The sequence below is a fragment of the Falsochrobactrum ovis genome, assembly GCF_003259955.1.
GTDB classification, from domain to species: Bacteria; Pseudomonadota; Alphaproteobacteria; order Rhizobiales; family Rhizobiaceae; genus Brucella; species Brucella ovis_A.
This window is the reverse complement of record NZ_QLMK01000003.1, coordinates 50077-68384: the sequence shown is the minus strand read 5'-3', so window position 1 is coordinate 68384 and position 18308 is coordinate 50077. Positions and strand designations below refer to the sequence as shown.

The following is an 18308-nucleotide window of genomic DNA, read 5'->3' as shown; positions in this document are numbered from 1 at the left end:
GTCCCCCGGGCGGGGGAAAGGGGAGAGAAAGCGCGCTTCTTAACGCCTCGGAAAACAAATAGGCAAGAGGGAATGACTAATAAGACAGATTATGTCGCATAGTTGACAGGCTGCGCAATAATTGTTCGCGGCTTTAGCCCCAGTTCTCTATCCTCAGTTTTGATCCGTCGGAAAAACGTGAGATATGGAAGGGTGAAGGATCAACGAGCGGAGACTCATTCATCACCATATCTGCAACTAATCGCCCAGCGCCGGGGCCAATACCGAAACCATGACCAGAAAAACCCGTTGCGACAATTAAACCTTCCACGCCTGGCAATGGTGAAATCACCGGAATCACATCAGGCATCGTATCAATCATACCGGCCCAATGTTGCGCGACGGTGGCCTTTTCAAAGACGGGTATTGCCTTTTTCAACGCTTCAAAGACCTTCTCATTGGTGGGTAGGTGCGGTTTTGGATCAAGGATCCGGATTTTCTCAAAGATCGAAATCTCGTCCGCAAGGCGTAACTTCCATTTGAACGCTTCTTCAAAAAAGCGTTTGCCAAAGCGAAATTGCAACGAGCGCCATTCGGTGGAAAGCGATGGAATGAAATCGCGCAAGAAGCGGAAACTGTCAGGTACTATATCGGCAATTGAATCGCCCAGACTCGCGATCGTGTAGCCGCCATCCAAACGTTTCCGAAGAGCAAATCCCGGAAAAGCCATAGCTGGTTCCACTCCGCCATCGAAAGCGGCGGTGCGAAACACCGAGGATCGGACCTTGAGCTGGGGCAAGCGGACGGCAAAGTCCGACACGATTAATCGCGACCATGCGCCACCTGCGACCACAATTGCTTCACAATTAACCCGGCCTTTTTCTGTTAAGACAGCGCTGACACGTCCGTTTTTAGTCTCTATGCCGCGCACCGCGCATTGTTGCAAAATCTTTGCTCCGAGCTCCTGTGCTTTCGCGGCCATGGCTGGAACGGCTTTTTGAGGTTCGGCGCGCCCGTCCATAGGTGTTATCATGCCGCCTGCGGATGGAATCGTTAGGCCGGGTACAAGCTTTGTAATCTGCCGGGAACTGAGCAATTCGGTTTTAATATCATGCTGGGCTGCTATTTTGATCCACTCAGCATAGCGTTCAACTTCTTGCTCTTTTGCGGCTGCGTAAACGATGCCGCAGATACGAAAACCAGTCTCTCGACCAGTTCGCTCATTCATGCCTTCCCATAAACGCATGCTTTCCACGATCAGCGGCATTTCGCGAGTATCGCGCCCGGTTCGGCGGCACCAGCCCCAATTGCGGCTTGACTGTTCGCCAGCAATTTCGCCCTTCTCAAAAAGTGCCACTGGAATTCCGCGTTCAGCCAAAAACAGAGCTGTAGAAACCCCAATAATTCCACCACCAATAATCGCTACTTTAGTTTCCTGAGGTAGTCTGTCACTATTTGCTACCTTATCGGTGGTTGGTCCCATTATGGGTCTCCTGCGTGCGGAATGAGGGTTTCTAAGGTTTAATAATTGAAGCGATATAGCTTAACGATCAATAGGATAAAGGACTAAAGATCGCAGTTTGAGCTTTAGTCAGATATTCTTGATGCAATTGGTCTGGTTTTTGTTATATTCTGTCATAGAAATAATTTTGTTCGATCGAGAAGTGTAATCTTGGTTTTCTTATGGACGCAGGCAATCTGAAAAATTCCAATCTGCTAACTGAGACTCAGCCAGCACTGAGTCTTACAGGGATTAGCCGCCAATTTGGTAATGTTCGAGCTCTCGACAACATCTCGCTTGATGTCATGCCGGGAGAGATCATTTGTTTGGTGGGCCATTCGGGCTGTGGAAAAACCTCATTATTACGCATTATTGCTGGCATTGATTCGCCCGATGAAGGCACATTGACCATGGATAATCGGACGCTTGTGGGGCCGTCCAAATTTGTTGAGCCTGAGAAACGTAATATTGGCGTGGTATTTCAGGATTATGCCTTATTCCCACATTTGACCGTTCGCGAAAACGTGCTTTTTGGATTGCGCAAGATTGGCAAGGATGAAGCGCGTGCCAGAGTGGATGAGCTTTTGGACCTAGTTGGTATGGCTCACATGGCAGAGCGATATCCGCATATGTTGTCTGGCGGAGAGCAGCAACGCATCGCCCTGATCAGGGCGTTAGCGCCAAAACCTGATTTGCTGCTGATGGATGAGCCTTTTTCCAATCTCGACCGCGGCTTGCGCGCCAGAGTACGAAACGAAACCGTCGCACTTTTGCGCGCATTAGGTACGCCGGTCATTATTGTTACTCATGAAGCAGAAGAAGCTTTGTCGATTGGTGACCGCGTTGTGTTAATGCGTGCGGGAAAAATTATCCAACAGGGCACTCCGCGCGAATTGCATGACCGTCCAAGATGTCGATATGCGGCGGATTTCTTTTGTGATTTCAATATTATATCGGGTGAAGTGGATGGTTCGACCCTGCGTACGCCTCTGGGCTCACTGCAAGCACCCGGCAATTTGAACTCAAATGGCGATGTATTCGTTTATGTCCGGCCTCGAGATATTGCGATCAGCTGCCAAGAAAACCGCATACCGGCCTGTCTTTGCGGGCGGATAGAACAGCGCATATTTTTGGGAGAGACCGAAGAGCTGGCGCTGCGTCTTGAAGGCATCCCAACCAGCCTTCGCGTGCGAACCGAACAATATGTGCCAAATGAAGCCGATAAGCTCGCGGTTGAGATCGATTGGAGCAAAGCGCTCATTTTTTCTGAATAATGACTATTTTACTCATGTTTATAATTGACCGTGTAATTGCAGTTTTCTATAGTCCGATTGAGGCGAGAAACTGAAACTTTGCGGAGCACCACTTCATGTTTGCGCGTATTGCATTGGCCGTCACGGCTGCGACTTTAATTTCAGGCGCTGCGAGCGCAAATGAGGTCAATATTTACACCACAAGAGAGCCGGGTTTGATCCAGCCTCTGTTGGATGTTTATAAGGAAAAGACAGGGACTACCGTCAACACGGTTTTTCTCAAAGACGGTTTGGTAGAGCGCGTTAGTTCTGAAGGCGATAAATCGCCTGCTGACATTTTAATGACGGTTGATGCCGGAAATCTCGTGGATCTGGTGGAAAAAGGTCTAACTCAGCCGCTGGAATCCCAGGCGCTGAATGAAGCCGTGCCTGAACAATTGCGCGATGCGAATGGCCATTGGTACGCGCTTTCAATGCGCGCGCGGGTGATCTACGCAGACAAAGATCTCGACGTCGAAGAGATCAATTATGAAGATCTGTCGGATCCAAAATGGAAGGGTAAGCTTTGTATTCGTTCAGGCCAGCACCCTTATAATACAGCCTTGTTTGCTGATTATATTGCCCATTATGGCGTTGAAAAAGCCGAAGAATGGCTGACCGGGATGAAGAATAATCTCGCTCGCAAGGCGGCTGGTGGTGACCGTGATGGCGCCAAGGATATTGTTGGTGGAATCTGCGATATTGCAGTTGCCAATTCTTACTATGTCGGGCTGATGCGCTCAGGCAGAGGCGGTGATGAGCAGAAAGCATGGGGCGAGGGGATCAAGGTGTTCCTGCCCACTTTCAAAGACGGCGGCACGCAAGTTAATATCAGTGGCGCGGCGCTTGCCAAGCACGCTCCAAATAAGGATGAAGCAATCAAACTGCTTGAATATCTGGTTTCTGACGAAGCGCAGCAGCTCTATGCAAAAGCCAATTTCGAATATCCGGTCAAGCCCGGGGTGACACTTGATCCGATCATCGAATCTTTTGGTGAGCTGAAGATTGATACTATTCCGCTTTCGGAAATCGTTACCTATCGCAAGCAGGCTAGCGAACTTGTGGATAAGGTTGGTTTCGACAATTAAGTCCCGAAACATTAAAAAGCAGCATTGGGAAGATGTTTATATTTTTTAAATAATGGCGGCAATCATTGCTTCCTATTTCAATGCAGCACTAATTGACTTAGAACGCCGGTGCGAAGATTTGCATCGGCGTTATTTTGGGGTCAGATATGCCCGTTACACATTCAGCCTTGGGTAAACCTCGCCGTCCACGTGCACTTTCAGGTCGCGGGTGGTTGTTGCTGTCTGGCTGCGTGGCGCTGCTGGCGCTGCTCCCTGTTCTGGCGCTTTGCGTTGAAGCATTGCAGGGATCTTCCGGGCTTTGGGGGCATTGGTTTGCCACTATCTTTCCCACTGCCTTGTTCGACACGCTCATTTTACTGATTGGCGTGGGGCTGATCACCGGCATTATCGGCACAAGCACAGCTTGGCTGGTGACTGCTTACGAGTTTCGGGGGCGTGCAGTGCTAGAATGGGCGCTGCTTTTACCTTTAGCGGTCCCAACCTATATTGTTGCATACGCCTATCTTGATATTCTTCATCCCATTGGTCCAGTGCAAGGAGCCATTCGCTTTTTGCTAGGGTTTGATAGCCCTAGAGAGTTTCGACTTCCCGATATTAGATCAATGGCGGGTTGTATCATACTGTTGGGCTTTGTTCTTTTTCCTTATGTTTATATCCCAACGCGCGCGATGTTTCTTACGCAGTCAGCGAGCTTGATCGACGCGGCGAGAACGCTTGGCGTCAGCCGCGGCGCGATATTTTGGCGGGTTGCGCTGCCGCTTGCGCGTCCCGCTGTTGCGGTGGGCATCAGTCTTGCGCTCATGGAAACCCTTAATGATATTGGAGCGGCAGAATTTCTCGGCGTGAGGACACTTACAGTCTCAATCTATACGACGTGGATTACCCGCTCGGATCTGCCAGGGGCAGCTCAATTGGCGCTTGTTCTGTTATTAATCGTGGTCGTTCTCGTATCGATTGAGCGTTGGGCGCGGCGCAAACAACGTTTTTCGACCAATATCAGGCATTCCCGCGGGTTTGATCCGCTTAAAGTGCGTGGCTTCAAAGCGTTTGGACTATTTCTTCTATGTGCAATGCCGATCATTATCGGTTTTGCAATGCCCGCATCTTATCTTGTGATTGAGGCTTATAAGCGCGTTCGTTTTGCCGGAATTTCACCTCGCCTCGCGTCAGAGGCGGTGAATACGGTTATGTTTGCCGCAATCGCAACGGTTTTGGTGCTGATTTGCGGTATCTTAGTTGCCTATGCATTGAGATTATTTCCTAAAGGATTAGCACGATGGTTTTATCGTCTATCCATCATGGGCTATGCAGCGCCGGGAACGGTGATTGCAATTGGCGTCTTAGTCGTTGCAGGAGCCTTTGACCAAATTGTCGGCCAGATAGCGTCCCAACTGTTTGGGTGGACTACCGGATTGCTGCTGATCGGATCTGGCGCAGCACTCATCTATGCCTATTTAGTGCGCTTTTTGGCGATTTCGGCGGGGGGGATTGATGCAGGTCTTGAGCGTATACCGCAATCTTTGGACCATGCTTCGCGAATGTTGGGGCGGAGCGTGACCGAAACTTTCCGAACCTTGCATTTGCCGCTGTCTAAAACCGCAATCGTTGCAGCCGGCCTTCTCGTTTTCGTCGATTGCGTGAAAGAACTACCAGCAACATTACTGTTGCGACCACTGAATTTTGAAACTTTTTCCACTCATCTTTATGGTGAAGCGGCGAGGGGCACCTATGAAGAGGCGTCAATCGCGGCTTTGGCGATTGTGATAGTCGGAATATTACCGATTATTTTCCTTGCCCGTGTGGGCCGGAGGTTGGGAGTTTCTCACGGTAAATAAGACGTAGCCCGCTTAAATTAGAAAATAGATAATGCGCTAAATTGGTTTTGAAATTTGCGTGCAAGCCCCTGATTTGGATGATGCACGAAAGAAGCCGCTTGATAGCCAATGATTTCAACACGTTATGTACCGTGAGCGCAATAATATGTGACTGTATTTTCGTCTCGCTTCCGTGCTTCTAACACGTTGCCGCCATAAAGCTTAAGCCCAATGGCTGCAATGAAACATGCTGCCCTCATCGGTGGGTGGTGCACGACGAACTGGATGGAAATAATGCTGGATACGCAACCATGGCTACCTGTCGAGTTGCTTAACATTGGCCTGGCAGCAGCAGTTTTTTTTGCTTGCTTGGTTATGTCTTTGTGGAAAGCAGTTTTCGATGAAAACAACCCCGTATATTGGCGCCGCACGGCAATTATCCTATGGGCGGGTGTTCTGATCATCGCGCTAAGCAGTGGTGTGGAGTTTATCTGGCCGCATGTCATTGGCTGGCTCATGGTAGGTGGTGGCGTTATGGCTACCATTCTGCGCACCGGATTGGGCTATTATAGACAATACTCCACCCACCAATTGCATAGTCGTCCTGTCTCGGGGCGTCGCACAAGATATTCAGGACGGTAAGCGAATGTTCGCAAAGACAATGATCATGCCATCACGGATCTGTCGTCCTCGCAGCTTACGCTCGTTTTTCATTCGGACTTTTGCTGTTGTACAATTCCATAAATATTTGTAGAGCGCGTGCCCGACCGACAATAGGCTAGAACTTTGCCTTCTGCCTCATCCAAAGCCGAAGCCATGGCATCAACATCTTGTTGCGTCAGTTGTCCGCCAACGACCGGAACGTAAAAAGCCTTTATACCGGCCTTTTCGGCCACTTTGGCTATATCTGCAAAGATAGGTTGCTCTGGTCCGCCTTCGCCGTCGGGGCGATTGCAAATGATTGCGGTAAAGCCTTCAGCCGCGATATCGCGAATGTCATCGGGGTCGAGTTGGCCAGTCACTGCGAAAGTTTCATTGATCTGTCGGATTTCCATCACTTCCTCTTTTAGTTAGATCGTGCATCTCAACTTATGGCACCTTACATATTTGCATATTTCATGCCACATGAAATTAGTCCAATAGCAGAGGAGGAATTGATGGGTGAGGGAGGGCGAACAAACGCCGTTCAGTCAGTTAAGCACTTCGCCTTTCGTAAGGGAGCGTGTGAAAACGATTACCGGGATGTGCCGGAAGAAACACCGATAGCGATCAGCTATAATGGCTCAAGCCATGCCGTCATGATGTCCACGCCAACAGATTTGGAAGATCTGGGCGTTGGTTTTAGCTTAACTGAGGGTATTATCTCTCAACTATCGGATATTCATTCAATCAATATTGAAACCTATGACAACGGTATCGACGTTCAGCTTTGGATTTCAGATGAACATCATAAACACTTGTCTGATCGACGGAGATTTATGGCGGGACCCGTTGGATGCGGATTGTGCGGGATAGAATCTCTCCAGCAGGTATCACGTGCGCTGCCTAAATTATCCGTGGATACTGGCTCCATCAATGCCGATACGATCAGCAGCGCCATGAGAGAACTGGCGAAACAACAGCAAATTAATGCATTGACCCGAGCCGTTCATGCGGCAGGTTTTTATGTGCCCGGCGAGGGATTGGTGGCAGCCCGTGAAGATGTCGGTCGACATAATGCACTGGATAAGCTGATTGGAGCGTTGGCTCGAGCCAACCAAGCAGCGGACAGCGGATTGGTCGCAATCACCAGTAGGGTCTCAGTGGAATTGGTGCAAAAATCTGCGATGTTGGGGATACCAGTTCTCGCAGCAATTTCTGCTCCCACGGCGTTGGCAATCCGAACTGCGGAGCAGGCAAATCTTACGCTTGTTGCCCTTGTGCGGGGGGACGAGTTTGACGTTTACACCCATCCCCACCGTATAAATTTCGGCTAAAGCACTAGCTTTTCTGATAGTTAGGCCATAGTCGTGATACGGCTGCGCTCACTTAAGATCTGCATCGCTGCATGGGCTGCCTCGACACCTTTCACTTTGAAATGGGCGAAAAAGAAATCGCGGTGCTCTTTAGAATCGTGAAAATGATGTGGCGTGAGTGAAACACTCAAAACAGGCACTTCTGTTTCAAGCTGAACTTGCATCATGCCATTTATAACAGCCGAAGCGACAAAATCATGTCGGTAAATTCCGCCATCAACGACAAAGGCAGCGCCCACTATGGCCGCATACTTGCCTGTTTTAGCTAAGGTTTTGGCGTGTAGGGGAATTTCATAGGCGCCGGGAACGTCGAAAACGTCAACTTCTACGTTGTTTGCCGCTTGCGCCTTGATTTCATCGATAAAGCTTTTGCGAGCCTCGTCTACGATATCGGCGTGCCAACGCGCTTGAATGAATGCGATTTTAAAGCTTGTATTCTTGTTCGGATAGCTCTGGTTCATAGGTTCCTCAAAGAAACTAGAATCAGGGCGCACAAAGAAACGAACGAAGCCTCCGAAAAGGCATCATACGTCTATTTGCTCTCTTCCATCCGGACTATAACCGTCGGCTCCGGCATTTCACCGGATCTGCTGACCCTGAAGACAAGAGCGAATGGCTCTATTCAGGCGCTCGCGGGCTCAAAGTTAAATCTTCATACCGCCGGTGGGGAATTTCGCCCCGCCCCGAGAACATGCTTCCACAGGATTGTGAAAACAGTAGCAAGTTATGGATTCTTTTTTATTTTGTCTAGGCGAAAGTTGGACTTGTCCCTAATCGTGAACCCTTTTAGTCAGAGACAACAAACCTCATGATTTTAGCTCAAACCACTGTTTATTTATTGTCATTTTTGCCTGCTCGGTAATTTCTCCTGAACGCAACTTAAAATTTTCTTTGTTTTTTGCCTCTGACCATATTGACTCTGAACTCTGTTCAGGGCCTCCTATAGGCCAACTTGTCTAATTTCAGTTTACAAAGAGAAAAGACAACGTTGTCAACGGGCGGTTAGGGCTAAAAAGGAGATTAGCGCTGACATTGCCTTCGGGGAGGATATCGAAAGAGTAATGAAGGATTGCAGGGGGAATTTCTCCCATAAGCTGCAGAGACTGGAATGTTTTGCGTAAGATATACGCAAAATATCCGTCCTAATGCTGCGCTGTTTTCGATAGGAATATTGGCAGCAATGCCGAGAAGTCCGGGTTATTTTGTTCTACGGGAGGTAGATATGCGTAAGTTTTTGAAACGGGCTGCGACGGGTACGGCCGCTTGTGCAATGCTGGCCATGATGGCACCGGCTGCCCATGCGCAAGAACAGCAAAATGTTGAAGTTTTGCATTGGTGGACGGCCGGTGGTGAAGCCGCTGCACTTGACGTTCTGAAAAAAGACCTTGAATCCAAGGGTATCACCTGGACGGATATGCCAGTTGCTGGCGGAGGCGGCACCGAGGCAATGACCGTTCTGCGTGCCCGCGTCACTGCAGGCAATGCGCCAACAGCTGTTCAAATGTTGGGTTTTGATATTCTTGATTGGGCCGAACAGGGTGTTCTCGGCAATCTGGATGAGGTCGCAAATAAGGAAGGTTGGGACAAAGTAATTCCAACTCCATTGCAAGAATTTGCAAAATATGACGGTCATTGGGTCGCTGCGCCTGTGAATATCCACACGACGAACTGGATGTGGATTAACAAAGAAGCGCTCGACAAAGCTGGTGGTAAGGTTCCAACCAATTGGGACGAACTGATTGCAATGCTCGATAATTTCAGAGAGCAGGGCATCACTCCGATCGCTCATGGTGGTCAGCCATGGCAGGATGCGACAGTATTTGATGCAGTCGTGCTCTCTTTTGGGACTGATTTCTACAAAAAGGCTTTTATCGATCTCGATCCGGAAGCACTTGGAAGCGATACGATGAAACAAGCATTTGATCGTATGGCAAAGCTTCGCACCTATGTTGATGATAACTTTTCTGGGCGCGACTGGAATCTGGCTTCCGCGATGGTGATCGAAGGTCAGGCGGGCGTGCAATTTATGGGCGACTGGGCAAAGGGTGAGTTCATTAAGGCTGAAAAGAAGCCGGGAACCGACTTTGTATGCGCTCGCTATCCCGAGACCCAGGGTGCAGTGACCTATAATGCTGACGTCTTTGCGATGTTTAAGGTCTCTGAAGAAAATGTGCCCGCACAGCTTGAGATGGCCTCGGCAATCGAAAGCCCTGCGTTCCAGTCGGCCTTTAACGTGGTCAAGGGTTCCGCCCCGGCTCGTACCGATGTTCCTGACACGGATTTTGATGATTGCGGCAAGAAAGCAATTGCTGACGTCAAAGAAGCCAATGAGAAGGGTACTATGCTTGGCTCCATGGGCCACGGATATGCAAACCCAGCATCGGTTAAGAACGCGATCTACGATGTTGTGACGAGGCAGTTTAATGGCCAACTGACTTCGGAAGAAGCAGTGGAAGAGCTGGTCGCGGCAGTAGCTGCAGCCCAATAATACTAAAGGCGCTTAGGTTTATAGCCTAAGCGCCTCAATGATTAAATTGTTCGTTTTTCTGCTCTTAAGTATGATGCCCTCGCATCTTTCGAATGAAGTGAACGCGACTGACAGCGTTGTCAAAGCTTTCTGAGCCTCAATGCGATGGTTGTCCTAAGAGCGAAGGCCAATTGTTGCCAGAACGAACATCGGACAAGCCTGCACTGGCAGTATAGACAGGATGGCGCAAATGCAGCGTAATAGTCGACTACAGGAACTGATCCCGAAGCTGGTTCTCGCACCAAGTTTTCTTATCGTACTCATATTTGTTTATGGATTTATCGTTTATACTGGTGTTCTTTCACTGACCAACAGCCGCATGTTGCCATCCTACGGATATGTGGGGCTGGCCAATTATGAGAAACTCTGGGCACTGCCTCACTGGTGGCGTGCGATTACCAATCTCGCCATTTTTGCGTCACTTTATATAATAATCTGTTCAGTGATTGGGTTATTTCTGGCCATATTGTTAGATCAAAAAATCCGAGGCGAAGGTTTCCTGCGGCCGATCTATCTCTATCCCATGGCGCTGTCCTTTATAGTCACAGGAACAGCATGGAAATGGTTTCTCGATCCTGGCATCGGCCTTGAGCATACAATGCATGTGTGGGGCTGGGAAAGTTTCAGCTTCAACTGGATCAAAAGCAATACAATGGCGATTTATTGCCTGGTGATTGCGGCGGTGTGGCAATCTTCCGGCTTTGTTATGGCCATGTTTCTTGCAGGGCTACGCGGGGTCGATAATGAGATCATCAAGGCAGCACAGATTGATGGTGCCTCGACGGTAACAATTTATCGTCGCATCATAATTCCGCTCATGCGACCGGTTTTTCTTTCTGCCTTCGTGGTGCTGGCTCACCTTGCAATCAAGGCCTATGATCTGGTCGTGGCTTTGACTGGCGGTGGACCGGGCCAGGCAACTGAATTGCCCGCTACCTTTATGTATTCCTATACGTTCACGCGAAATCAGATGGGCATCGGTGCATCATCAGCGATCATCATGTTGGTGATGATCTTCTCAATCATCATTCCTTATCTTTATACAGAAATTCGCGGAGGGTCACGTTCATGAGTGCCCAATCGCAACAAAATGCAATCAATAGCGGCAAGCTGACACGTGCATTGATCTATGCCTCGCTCTTGCTTTTCGCGATCTATTATCTGCTGCCGCTTTATGTGATGTTAGTAAACTCATTCAAGCCTTTGGATGAGATCCGGCAGGGCGGAATGTTAAGTTTTCCGCAGCAATGGACGATTGAACCATGGCTTTCGGCGTGGTCTACTGCACAGATCGGCGTGCAGCCAACCGGACTTAAACCCTTCTTTATCAATTCCATCTTGATGGTGGTGCCAGCGGTTTTCATTTCTACGATCCTTGGAGCACTTAACGGTTATGTGCTCACCAAATGGCGCTTTCCGGGTGCGAATATTTTTTTCGGAATGCTGCTTTTATCTTGTTTTATTCCATTTCAGATCGTTCTAATTCCGATGGCGAGAGTATTGGGCTTTTTGGGAATTGCCGGTTCCATCTGGGGGCTGATCCTTGTTCATGTGGTTTATGGCATCGGCTTCACGACGCTTTATTTCCGCAACTATTACGAGGCATTCCCCACCGAGCTGGTCAAAGCTGCTCAGATTGATGGCGCTCGTTTTTTCCAGATTTTCTGGCGCATTCTCCTGCCATCGTCGGGGCCAATCATTGTGGTTTCAGTGATCTGGCAATTCACCAATATTTGGAATGACTTCCTTTTTGGTGCGTCCTTTGCTGGCGCTCACTCGACACCGATGACGGTGGCGCTCAACAACCTCGTTTCCTCATCGACCGGCGTTAAAGAATATAACGTGCATTTTGCCGGAGCTATTCTTGCCGCTCTTCCAACGCTGATCGTCTACATCGTGTCAGGACGCTACTTTGTGCGCGGACTGATGTCGGGCGCTGTCAAAGGATAAGCCATGTCATTTCTGAAAATTGAAAATCTGTACAAATCTTACGGCAGTGTTGAAGTTCTCAAGGACATTAATATCGAAATTGACGAGGGAGGGTTTCTGGTTCTCGTCGGGCCTTCCGGCTGTGGTAAATCTACCTTGCTCAATACGATTGCGGGGTTAGAGCCGATCACATCGGGCGATATTTCGATTAATGACAAATCTATTGCAGGTCTGCATCCGTCCCAACGTGATATTGCGATGGTTTTTCAGTCCTATGCGCTTTATCCCAACATGACAGTTGCGGGAAATATAGCGTTCGGTATGGAAATCCGCAAAGTGCCGAAAGCCGAGCGCGAAAAAGCGATCAATGAAGTGGCTAATATTCTTCAGATCAGTCATTTGCTTGATCGTAAACCCAGTCAGCTTTCTGGTGGACAACGACAACGCGTTGCGATGGGCCGAGCACTTGTCCGTAATCCGCAAGTATTTCTGTTTGATGAGCCGCTATCCAATCTTGACGCAAAATTGCGCGTGGATATGCGCACAGAGATAAAGCGTCTGCATGATCGCATGAAAACCACGATCGTTTATGTGACTCATGACCAGATTGAAGCAATGACGCTGGCGACGAAAATCGCTGTTCTAAAAGATGGTATTCTGCAACAATTCGGAACTCCAGCGGAAATTTATAACAACCCTGCCAATATGTTCGTTGCAGATTTTATGGGTTCACCGGCGATGAACCTCCTCAATGCTAAAATTGAGAAAAACGCAGCGGAAATCAGCGTGTTAGTTGAACGCGGAGACAATGAACCGCTCCGAATTCCTCTTCGCGATGCACCCGAAGGGCTGAATAATTTTGTCGGTAAAGACGTTATATTCGGTATACGTCCTGAATCTCTGACCGACCCCGACGGCGTTGACCGCAATGCTACCTCCATTATAGAGGGCGATTGCCTTATCGATGTGGTAGAGCCCGCCGGGTCGGACACATTTGCGGTGACAAGGCTGGGTGGAAAACAGGTCGTGGCCCGTCTTAGAGCCGATGCACGTATTGTTTCCGGTCAGACAGCACGTTTGGCTTTCAATCTTGATAAATCGGTCTTCTTTGATCCAAGCACTCAGGCGCGTATACGCTAATACGCGAGAGTTTGCCTAATGGGATGGCCGGAAGGATTAAAGTTGATAGGCCAGCTTTCCAAAGCGAGAATATAAATAAGACCAGCATATAAAATAAGAAAAGAGCGTTCCGGCTTACTGGAACGCTCTTTCATGTTTGCCTGGAGGGCAGGTAATCTCATTGATCATCAGGGAAGGAATTCCAGCCCGAGGAGACCTATTGCCAGCGCTGTATTCAGCGAAATAATCATCATTCCGTAGATGATTGCTGTTCTGGTGATGTCGCTCATTTCTACCTCCTTGGACCGCGATATTAAGCATTCGATCCTAAAGTCTAGAATGTATAACAAATTGTAACAGCCTGTTACTCAGAGCGCAACATATTTAGTGCAAATGTGAACAAATGAAATATATCGCGAGCGCGCTGGATATCCTCTTAACGTTTTCGGACAAAACTAGGTTGCATGTTTTTGCAACCATGCATGCCATTCTTTTTCAGTGCCATGAAACACGTTGAGATCGATTTTCTCATTCACTCCCTGCGATAGGCCGGACCCGGAATATTGCCAGAACACCCAAGGCCGGCCCGGATAGACTTTCGATGGATGTTGCGCTACGGCGCGTAACCAGAATGGATAATCTTTAAAGGCTCCTTTCAGATTATCCGCATAGAAGTCGGGCGCCGTGTAAATGATCGGACGTTTTCCGTAATGGCGCTCAAGCTTATCCATAAAGACTTGCATCTTTTCCAGCACTACAGCACGTGAGGGACGCCGCTTGCAGGCAGAGTCGCCGTTCCACTCAACATCGATGACGGGTGGCAATGCGTCGGGATCCTTTGGCACGTTGCGAATAAACCAGTCTGCCTGTTCGCTCGCAACGCGGCACCAATAAAAGAAATGATACGCTCCGCGTTTTATCCCGGCTTCTTTGGCTCGTCGCCAGTTTTTATGAAACATGGGGTCAAGGTGGTCGCCACCATCGGTAGCTTTAATATAAGCAAAATTAGCACCCTGTTTGCGTAAAGTGTGCCAATCTATATTGCCTTGCCATCGCGAAACATCCACGCCGTGGACTGCATGTTTTTTCGGTGAGGAACGTCCGAAATTAATTGGTTTTGCATCACGAAATCGCTGTGTGTAAACTTTAGGGCGGGTCAAGGTTACCCGGGAAGTCTTGGACGATGGTGCGGTTTGAGGGCGTGGAACATGAAGTGCCGCCTGCTGAACCGGACGCATTTCCGGTTTAGGCGCATTCAGTGCCGTTTGCGGCTGCGGAGCTTCCGGAATGGGACCGGCCCAAGCTAGAATTTCCTGTTTCGTCTGCTTTACTTCCAAAGTTTCAGCATCAGCGGTGACCAAAGGAGCTGGCGGCAAAGGTCGCATGATCGACCCCGTCGTTTCAGGAGATGGCTGCGCCATAATACTTTCGATGCTAGTAGTTGATGTGCATCCAGCAAGTGCGGCCAACGCCAACGAAATTGTAGAGACAATCAGAAAACGCATAATACCCGCACCCAAATTTAGGTAGAAAAGCGCCAATAGGCTGACACTTTCACTGCCAGTACGCGCAATACTGCCGCATACAGATTGCAGCATAAGAATAGCGGGAAAAGCTGAATCTAAAGTTTACGAAACTCTTAAGAGAGAGGTATTCTGCCTTGGTTAAAGATCATTCGCCTTTACCGGACGAATAAATCCCTGCTGAAATTCTAGATCGACCACTTTTTTTGGTTTTACACTTTCGACTTTAAGCATCAATTGAGCAATTTTTTCGGGCCCTGTGACCCCACATTCGTAAATCTGGATAATTTCGCGCGCCATTTCATCTTTGTGCGGCGTTGTAACGGAACAGCGGCCCACTAATTTGCACGCCATGAGATATGCGCTTTGAAGCTGATGCAATTCAACCGCGGTAAATCTCTTGAAATAATAGTCACGCGAAAAAGGCATTGATCCGAAACACATATGAAGGGACGCTTAAACAGCGCCCAAGTTAAACGCGAAAGATTGTTTCTTATAGCATAGTTTCGATGAGATTAATAAGTCACTAATTTAGCCATTAAGAAACTTCACCTCGCATTTTACCGTTTTGACCGGTATTGGCTCGAAAGGCAAACATTGCTCCTTATACTTTATAGGCCTATCACATAAAGACCGTTATCCGACCGTTGGAAGAGGAGTATGCATTGAATATTGGCGTCGTTACCATTTCAGATCGCGCATCAAAAGGTGAGTATGAGGATTTGAGCGGACCTGCCATTGAAAACTGGCTCAGAAACGCTCTCACCACACCGTTTGAAATAATAAGGCGCGTTATTCCCGATGGAACTGAATCAGTTCAGCGTACGCTTATAGAGCTGTGCGACGAAGTAGGGTGTGATTTGGTTTTGACGACAGGTGGAACCGGGCCATCCCCGAGTGATCAGACACCCGAAGCGATGCAAGCAATATTGCACAAAGAACTGCCCGGGTTTGGAGAATTGATGCGCTCTGAAAGTTTGAAACAGACCCCAACCGCTATTTTATCGCGCCAGACCGCTGGCATTCGCGGTAAAAGCTTTATTTTGAACCTTCCGGGTAAACCTGCATCCATCGCCATGACATTGCAGGCCGTGTTTCCCGCAATACCCTATTGCCTGGATCTGATAGGCGCAGCCTATATAGACACCGATCCTAATCAGGTGAAAACACATCGTCCTAAATGAACGAGAAATAGCGCTGTTTAATCAATAAAGCCGGACCCAATAAGGGCCCGGCCTAGCAGATCGAAATATTCGTTTTCGCAAGAGAGTTCGGTTAAGAGAAAACTTTGAACCGCGCTGCGTCTTCCATGAAATCCTTCTCTGGGAAGGGTTGTTCGTTTGAGCCGAACGGCATCTGAGCGCGAAGCAACCAAGAAGACGGGATATCCCATTCCGCTGCCGTTTGTGCGTCAATCAATGGGTTATAATGTTGTAGGCTCGCTCCGATACCGGCATGAGCCAGCGCCAGCCAAACCGCATACTGCGCCATTCCGCCGGATTGTTCTGAGAAAACCGGGAAATTGTCAGCATAAAGTGGAAATTGTTCTTGTAGATTTTTAACCACTTCCTGATCTTCAAAAAACAGGACTGTGCCCGCACCTGCAGCAAAACCATTGATCTTAGCGTCAGTCGAAGCAAAATCATCTGCTGGCACGATTTTCCGCAGTTCTTCTCTAACAATATTCCAAAGTTTTTCGCTCTGGGCACCGAAAAGAATGACGGCACGTGAGCTTTGCGAGTTGAACGAAGACGGTGCGTGTTTGATTGCGTCTTGAATAAGCTTGACAGTTTTTTCTTCGGACAGTGGGAGCTTCTTGCCGAGCGCGTATTGAGTACGCCGTTTCTTGAGAAATTCTATAATGTTGTCGCTCATTTTTAATCCTAATAGGCAATTACATGCCACAAGTTGGGAGAGATTTTCACAATGATTTAAGAGATAGGTATTGTATTTAATTTTAACAATCCAACTCATTTTGCGTGACACACTGTCAATAAATTGTGATTTCCTAATTTTTCAATTAGAGCAAGGCCAGAAGAAAATGCGATATGAATTGCTGCGATACAGGGTTGCCCTGAATTGGGATAGAGAGGGGCTCAAGCTAGTTTGAAATCATTTATAATTATCGGTGGCGGTGCGAGCGGAGTGCTGGTAGCCGCTCAATTGCTCAGAAGATCCGACAGCGCACGGGTTCGTATTTTTGAAAGTTCCGGCGAGTTAGGGCAAGGCATTGCCTATTCAACAGAAAATCCGCGTCATTTGTTGAATGTACGCGCCAGTAATATGAGCGCTTTTCCTGACAAGCCAGACGATTTTGTTGACTGGCTTCGCAAGCAAAACCAGCCAACCGAAAACGAAGCTTGGCTTCCCCAGTCATTTGCTCCTCGCTGCATGTATCGAACATATTTGCAGAATTTACTGGCGCCTTATCTTACTGAATGTCCGGCGCGAATAGTCGTCGAAACTTCAGAAGCGGTGGATATTGATTTCATCCAAGGAAAGCCCGAGGTGACCAGTGCAACGGGTCAAATATATTCCGCCGATGCACTCATAATCGCTACAGGTAATGAAACGGCGATCCGGACTAGCACCGAGCATGTCACTGAATATTGGTCTAGCAACGGGTATTTTGACCTTGCGGACGACCAGCCGGTTGCAATTTTCGGTACTGGTCTTTCCATGGTCGATAGCGTGATCTCGTTGCTTGATAGCGGTTTTACAGGCAAGATTTATGCAATTTCCAGGCGAGGATTGCTGCCCGCTTCGCATAAAACATCTCATTCTGTCGAAATAAACCGCGACGCGTTGCCAATGCATGACGGGGCCATCGGCCTGCTAAAATTCCTTCGCAACATGATGCGAAAGCACGATGATTGGCGCAGCGTGATTGATGGATTGCGACCGCATACCCAGCATATCTGGGCGGGTTTAAGTCCATCGCAAAGGGCAAGCTTTTTGCGGCATTTGCGCCCCTGGTGGGATGTACACCGCCACAGGATGGCACCGGAAATTTTCGATCGCATCGCGGCGGCGCGACACTCGGGACAATTGCAGCTTCTTGCTGCGCAACTGATTTCCGTTCGTAAAGAAAAGACCAATATCCGCATCACTTATAGAAAGCGACGGCACAATAATCCGGAAGAAATTTCGGTGGGAAATATTATTGATTGTCGCGGCGGTAATCCGCGTTTTTCAACGACCCGCAATCCAGCACTTATCAGTTTGATGGAGCGCGGATTGGCAAGACCCGATAGTTGTGATCTCGGCTTAGATGTTACCGACCGTTTAGAAATAGTTGATCAACATGGAAATGTAGCGGGAAAGGTCTTTGCTCTCGGGCCGATAACAAAAGGGGTGTTTTGGGAGGTAACTGCTATACCCGACATTCGAAATCAAGCCGAAAAAATCGCCGTTACCCTGTTAGATGGCTGATGGATTGAGTTTATTTATTCGTTCCAAACCGGATCGAAACTATGAATTTAATTCGCTATCCAAACCATTCTTCACATTTGTTTGCGAAA

The 18308-nt window shown here is 48.5% G+C and carries 17 protein-coding genes and 1 riboswitch; of the genes, 11 read left to right on the top strand and 6 right to left on the bottom strand.

Annotated elements, in window-relative coordinates:
* Nucleotides 1-133 precede the first annotated feature (133 nt).
* Entirely contained in the window at nt 134-1462 is a 1329-nt protein-coding gene (locus C7374_RS05985) for an NAD(P)/FAD-dependent oxidoreductase (protein WP_111574710.1), read from the bottom strand.
* Between the two features lie 200 nt (nt 1463-1662).
* Between C7374_RS05985 and C7374_RS05980 the strand changes: the two genes are divergently transcribed.
* From C7374_RS05980 to C7374_RS05965, 4 genes are all read left to right on the top strand, one after another.
* Nucleotides 1663-2754 carry an ABC transporter ATP-binding protein gene (locus C7374_RS05980; RefSeq protein ID WP_111574709.1) on the top strand — a complete coding sequence of 364 codons (1092 nt, stop codon included), beginning with the start codon at nt 1663-1665 and terminating at the stop codon, nt 2752-2754.
* A 95-nt stretch (nt 2755-2849) separates the two neighbouring features.
* Nucleotides 2850-3860, top strand: a complete 1011-nt coding sequence (locus C7374_RS05975; protein ID WP_111574708.1) for a Fe(3+) ABC transporter substrate-binding protein — start codon at nt 2850-2852, stop codon at nt 3858-3860.
* Nucleotides 3861-4006: 146 nt separating this feature from the next.
* On the top strand, nt 4007-5695 hold the full coding sequence (locus C7374_RS05970) for an ABC transporter permease (RefSeq protein ID WP_111574707.1): 1689 nt from the start codon (nt 4007-4009) through the stop codon (nt 5693-5695).
* A gap of 219 nt (nt 5696-5914) precedes the next feature.
* Entirely contained in the window at nt 5915-6316 is a 402-nt protein-coding gene (locus tag C7374_RS05965; protein WP_210205090.1) for a hypothetical protein, read from the top strand.
* A gap of 68 nt (nt 6317-6384) precedes the next feature.
* On the opposite strand, the gene C7374_RS05960 is transcribed toward C7374_RS05965, so the two are convergent.
* A complete protein-coding gene (locus tag C7374_RS05960) occupies nt 6385-6729 on the bottom strand; it encodes a protein tyrosine phosphatase family protein (protein ID WP_111574705.1) in 345 nt (114 codons plus the stop codon).
* A 102-nt stretch (nt 6730-6831) separates the two neighbouring features.
* Here C7374_RS05960 and fdhD point away from each other — a divergent pair, with 102 nt between their 5' ends.
* Nucleotides 6832-7650, top strand: a complete 819-nt coding sequence (gene fdhD, locus C7374_RS05955; RefSeq protein ID WP_111574704.1) for a formate dehydrogenase accessory sulfurtransferase FdhD — start codon at nt 6832-6834, stop codon at nt 7648-7650.
* A gap of 20 nt (nt 7651-7670) precedes the next feature.
* Here fdhD and C7374_RS05950 read toward each other — a convergent pair whose 3' ends face one another.
* The gene (locus tag C7374_RS05950) at nt 7671-8150 is read right to left on the bottom strand and encodes a 6,7-dimethyl-8-ribityllumazine synthase (RefSeq protein WP_111574703.1); all 480 of its coding nucleotides are present in this window, start codon (nt 8148-8150) and stop codon (nt 7671-7673) included.
* Nucleotides 8151-8223: 73 nt separating this feature from the next.
* A riboswitch (FMN riboswitch) is annotated at nt 8224-8384 on the bottom strand.
* Nucleotides 8385-8911: 527 nt separating this feature from the next.
* On the opposite strand from C7374_RS05950, the gene C7374_RS05945 reads away from it, so the two are divergent.
* The 4 genes from C7374_RS05945 to C7374_RS05930 all read left to right on the top strand — a co-directional run bounded on the left by C7374_RS05945 (nt 8912) and on the right by C7374_RS05930 (nt 13285).
* Nucleotides 8912-10177 carry an ABC transporter substrate-binding protein gene (locus C7374_RS05945; RefSeq protein WP_111574702.1) on the top strand — a complete coding sequence of 422 codons (1266 nt, stop codon included), beginning with the start codon at nt 8912-8914 and terminating at the stop codon, nt 10175-10177.
* Nucleotides 10178-10406: 229 nt separating this feature from the next.
* Complete coding sequence (locus C7374_RS05940; protein ID WP_111574945.1) at nt 10407-11288, top strand: carbohydrate ABC transporter permease; 882 nt, start codon at nt 10407-10409, stop codon at nt 11286-11288.
* On the top strand, nt 11285-12166 hold the full coding sequence (locus C7374_RS05935; protein ID WP_111574701.1) for a carbohydrate ABC transporter permease: 882 nt from the start codon (nt 11285-11287) through the stop codon (nt 12164-12166). Before C7374_RS05940 ends, C7374_RS05935 begins: the two co-directional genes overlap by 4 nt.
* Nucleotides 12167-12169: 3 nt before the next feature.
* The gene (locus tag C7374_RS05930) at nt 12170-13285 is read left to right on the top strand and encodes an ABC transporter ATP-binding protein (protein WP_111574700.1); all 1116 of its coding nucleotides are present in this window, start codon (nt 12170-12172) and stop codon (nt 13283-13285) included.
* Between the two features lie 434 nt (nt 13286-13719).
* Here C7374_RS05930 and C7374_RS05925 read toward each other — a convergent pair whose 3' ends face one another.
* A complete protein-coding gene (locus tag C7374_RS05925) occupies nt 13720-14769 on the bottom strand; it encodes a glycoside hydrolase family 25 protein (protein WP_170130222.1) in 1050 nt (349 codons plus the stop codon).
* A 159-nt stretch (nt 14770-14928) separates the two neighbouring features.
* A complete protein-coding gene (locus C7374_RS05920; RefSeq protein ID WP_111574699.1) occupies nt 14929-15216 on the bottom strand; it encodes a hypothetical protein in 288 nt (95 codons plus the stop codon).
* Between the two features lie 236 nt (nt 15217-15452).
* Between C7374_RS05920 and mog the strand changes: the two genes are divergently transcribed.
* Complete coding sequence (mog, locus tag C7374_RS05915) at nt 15453-15971, top strand: molybdopterin adenylyltransferase (protein WP_111574698.1); 519 nt, start codon at nt 15453-15455, stop codon at nt 15969-15971.
* Nucleotides 15972-16062: 91 nt separating this feature from the next.
* Here the strand turns inward: mog and C7374_RS05910 are convergent, their stop codons facing one another.
* Nucleotides 16063-16662, bottom strand: a complete 600-nt coding sequence (locus C7374_RS05910; RefSeq protein ID WP_111574697.1) for a nitroreductase family protein — start codon at nt 16660-16662, stop codon at nt 16063-16065.
* 231 nt (nt 16663-16893) lie between these two features.
* Between C7374_RS05910 and C7374_RS05905 the strand changes: the two genes are divergently transcribed.
* Nucleotides 16894-18219, top strand: coding sequence for an FAD/NAD(P)-binding protein (locus tag C7374_RS05905; protein ID WP_111574696.1), 1326 nt, complete (start codon nt 16894-16896; stop codon nt 18217-18219).
* Nucleotides 18220-18308 lie beyond the last annotated feature (89 nt).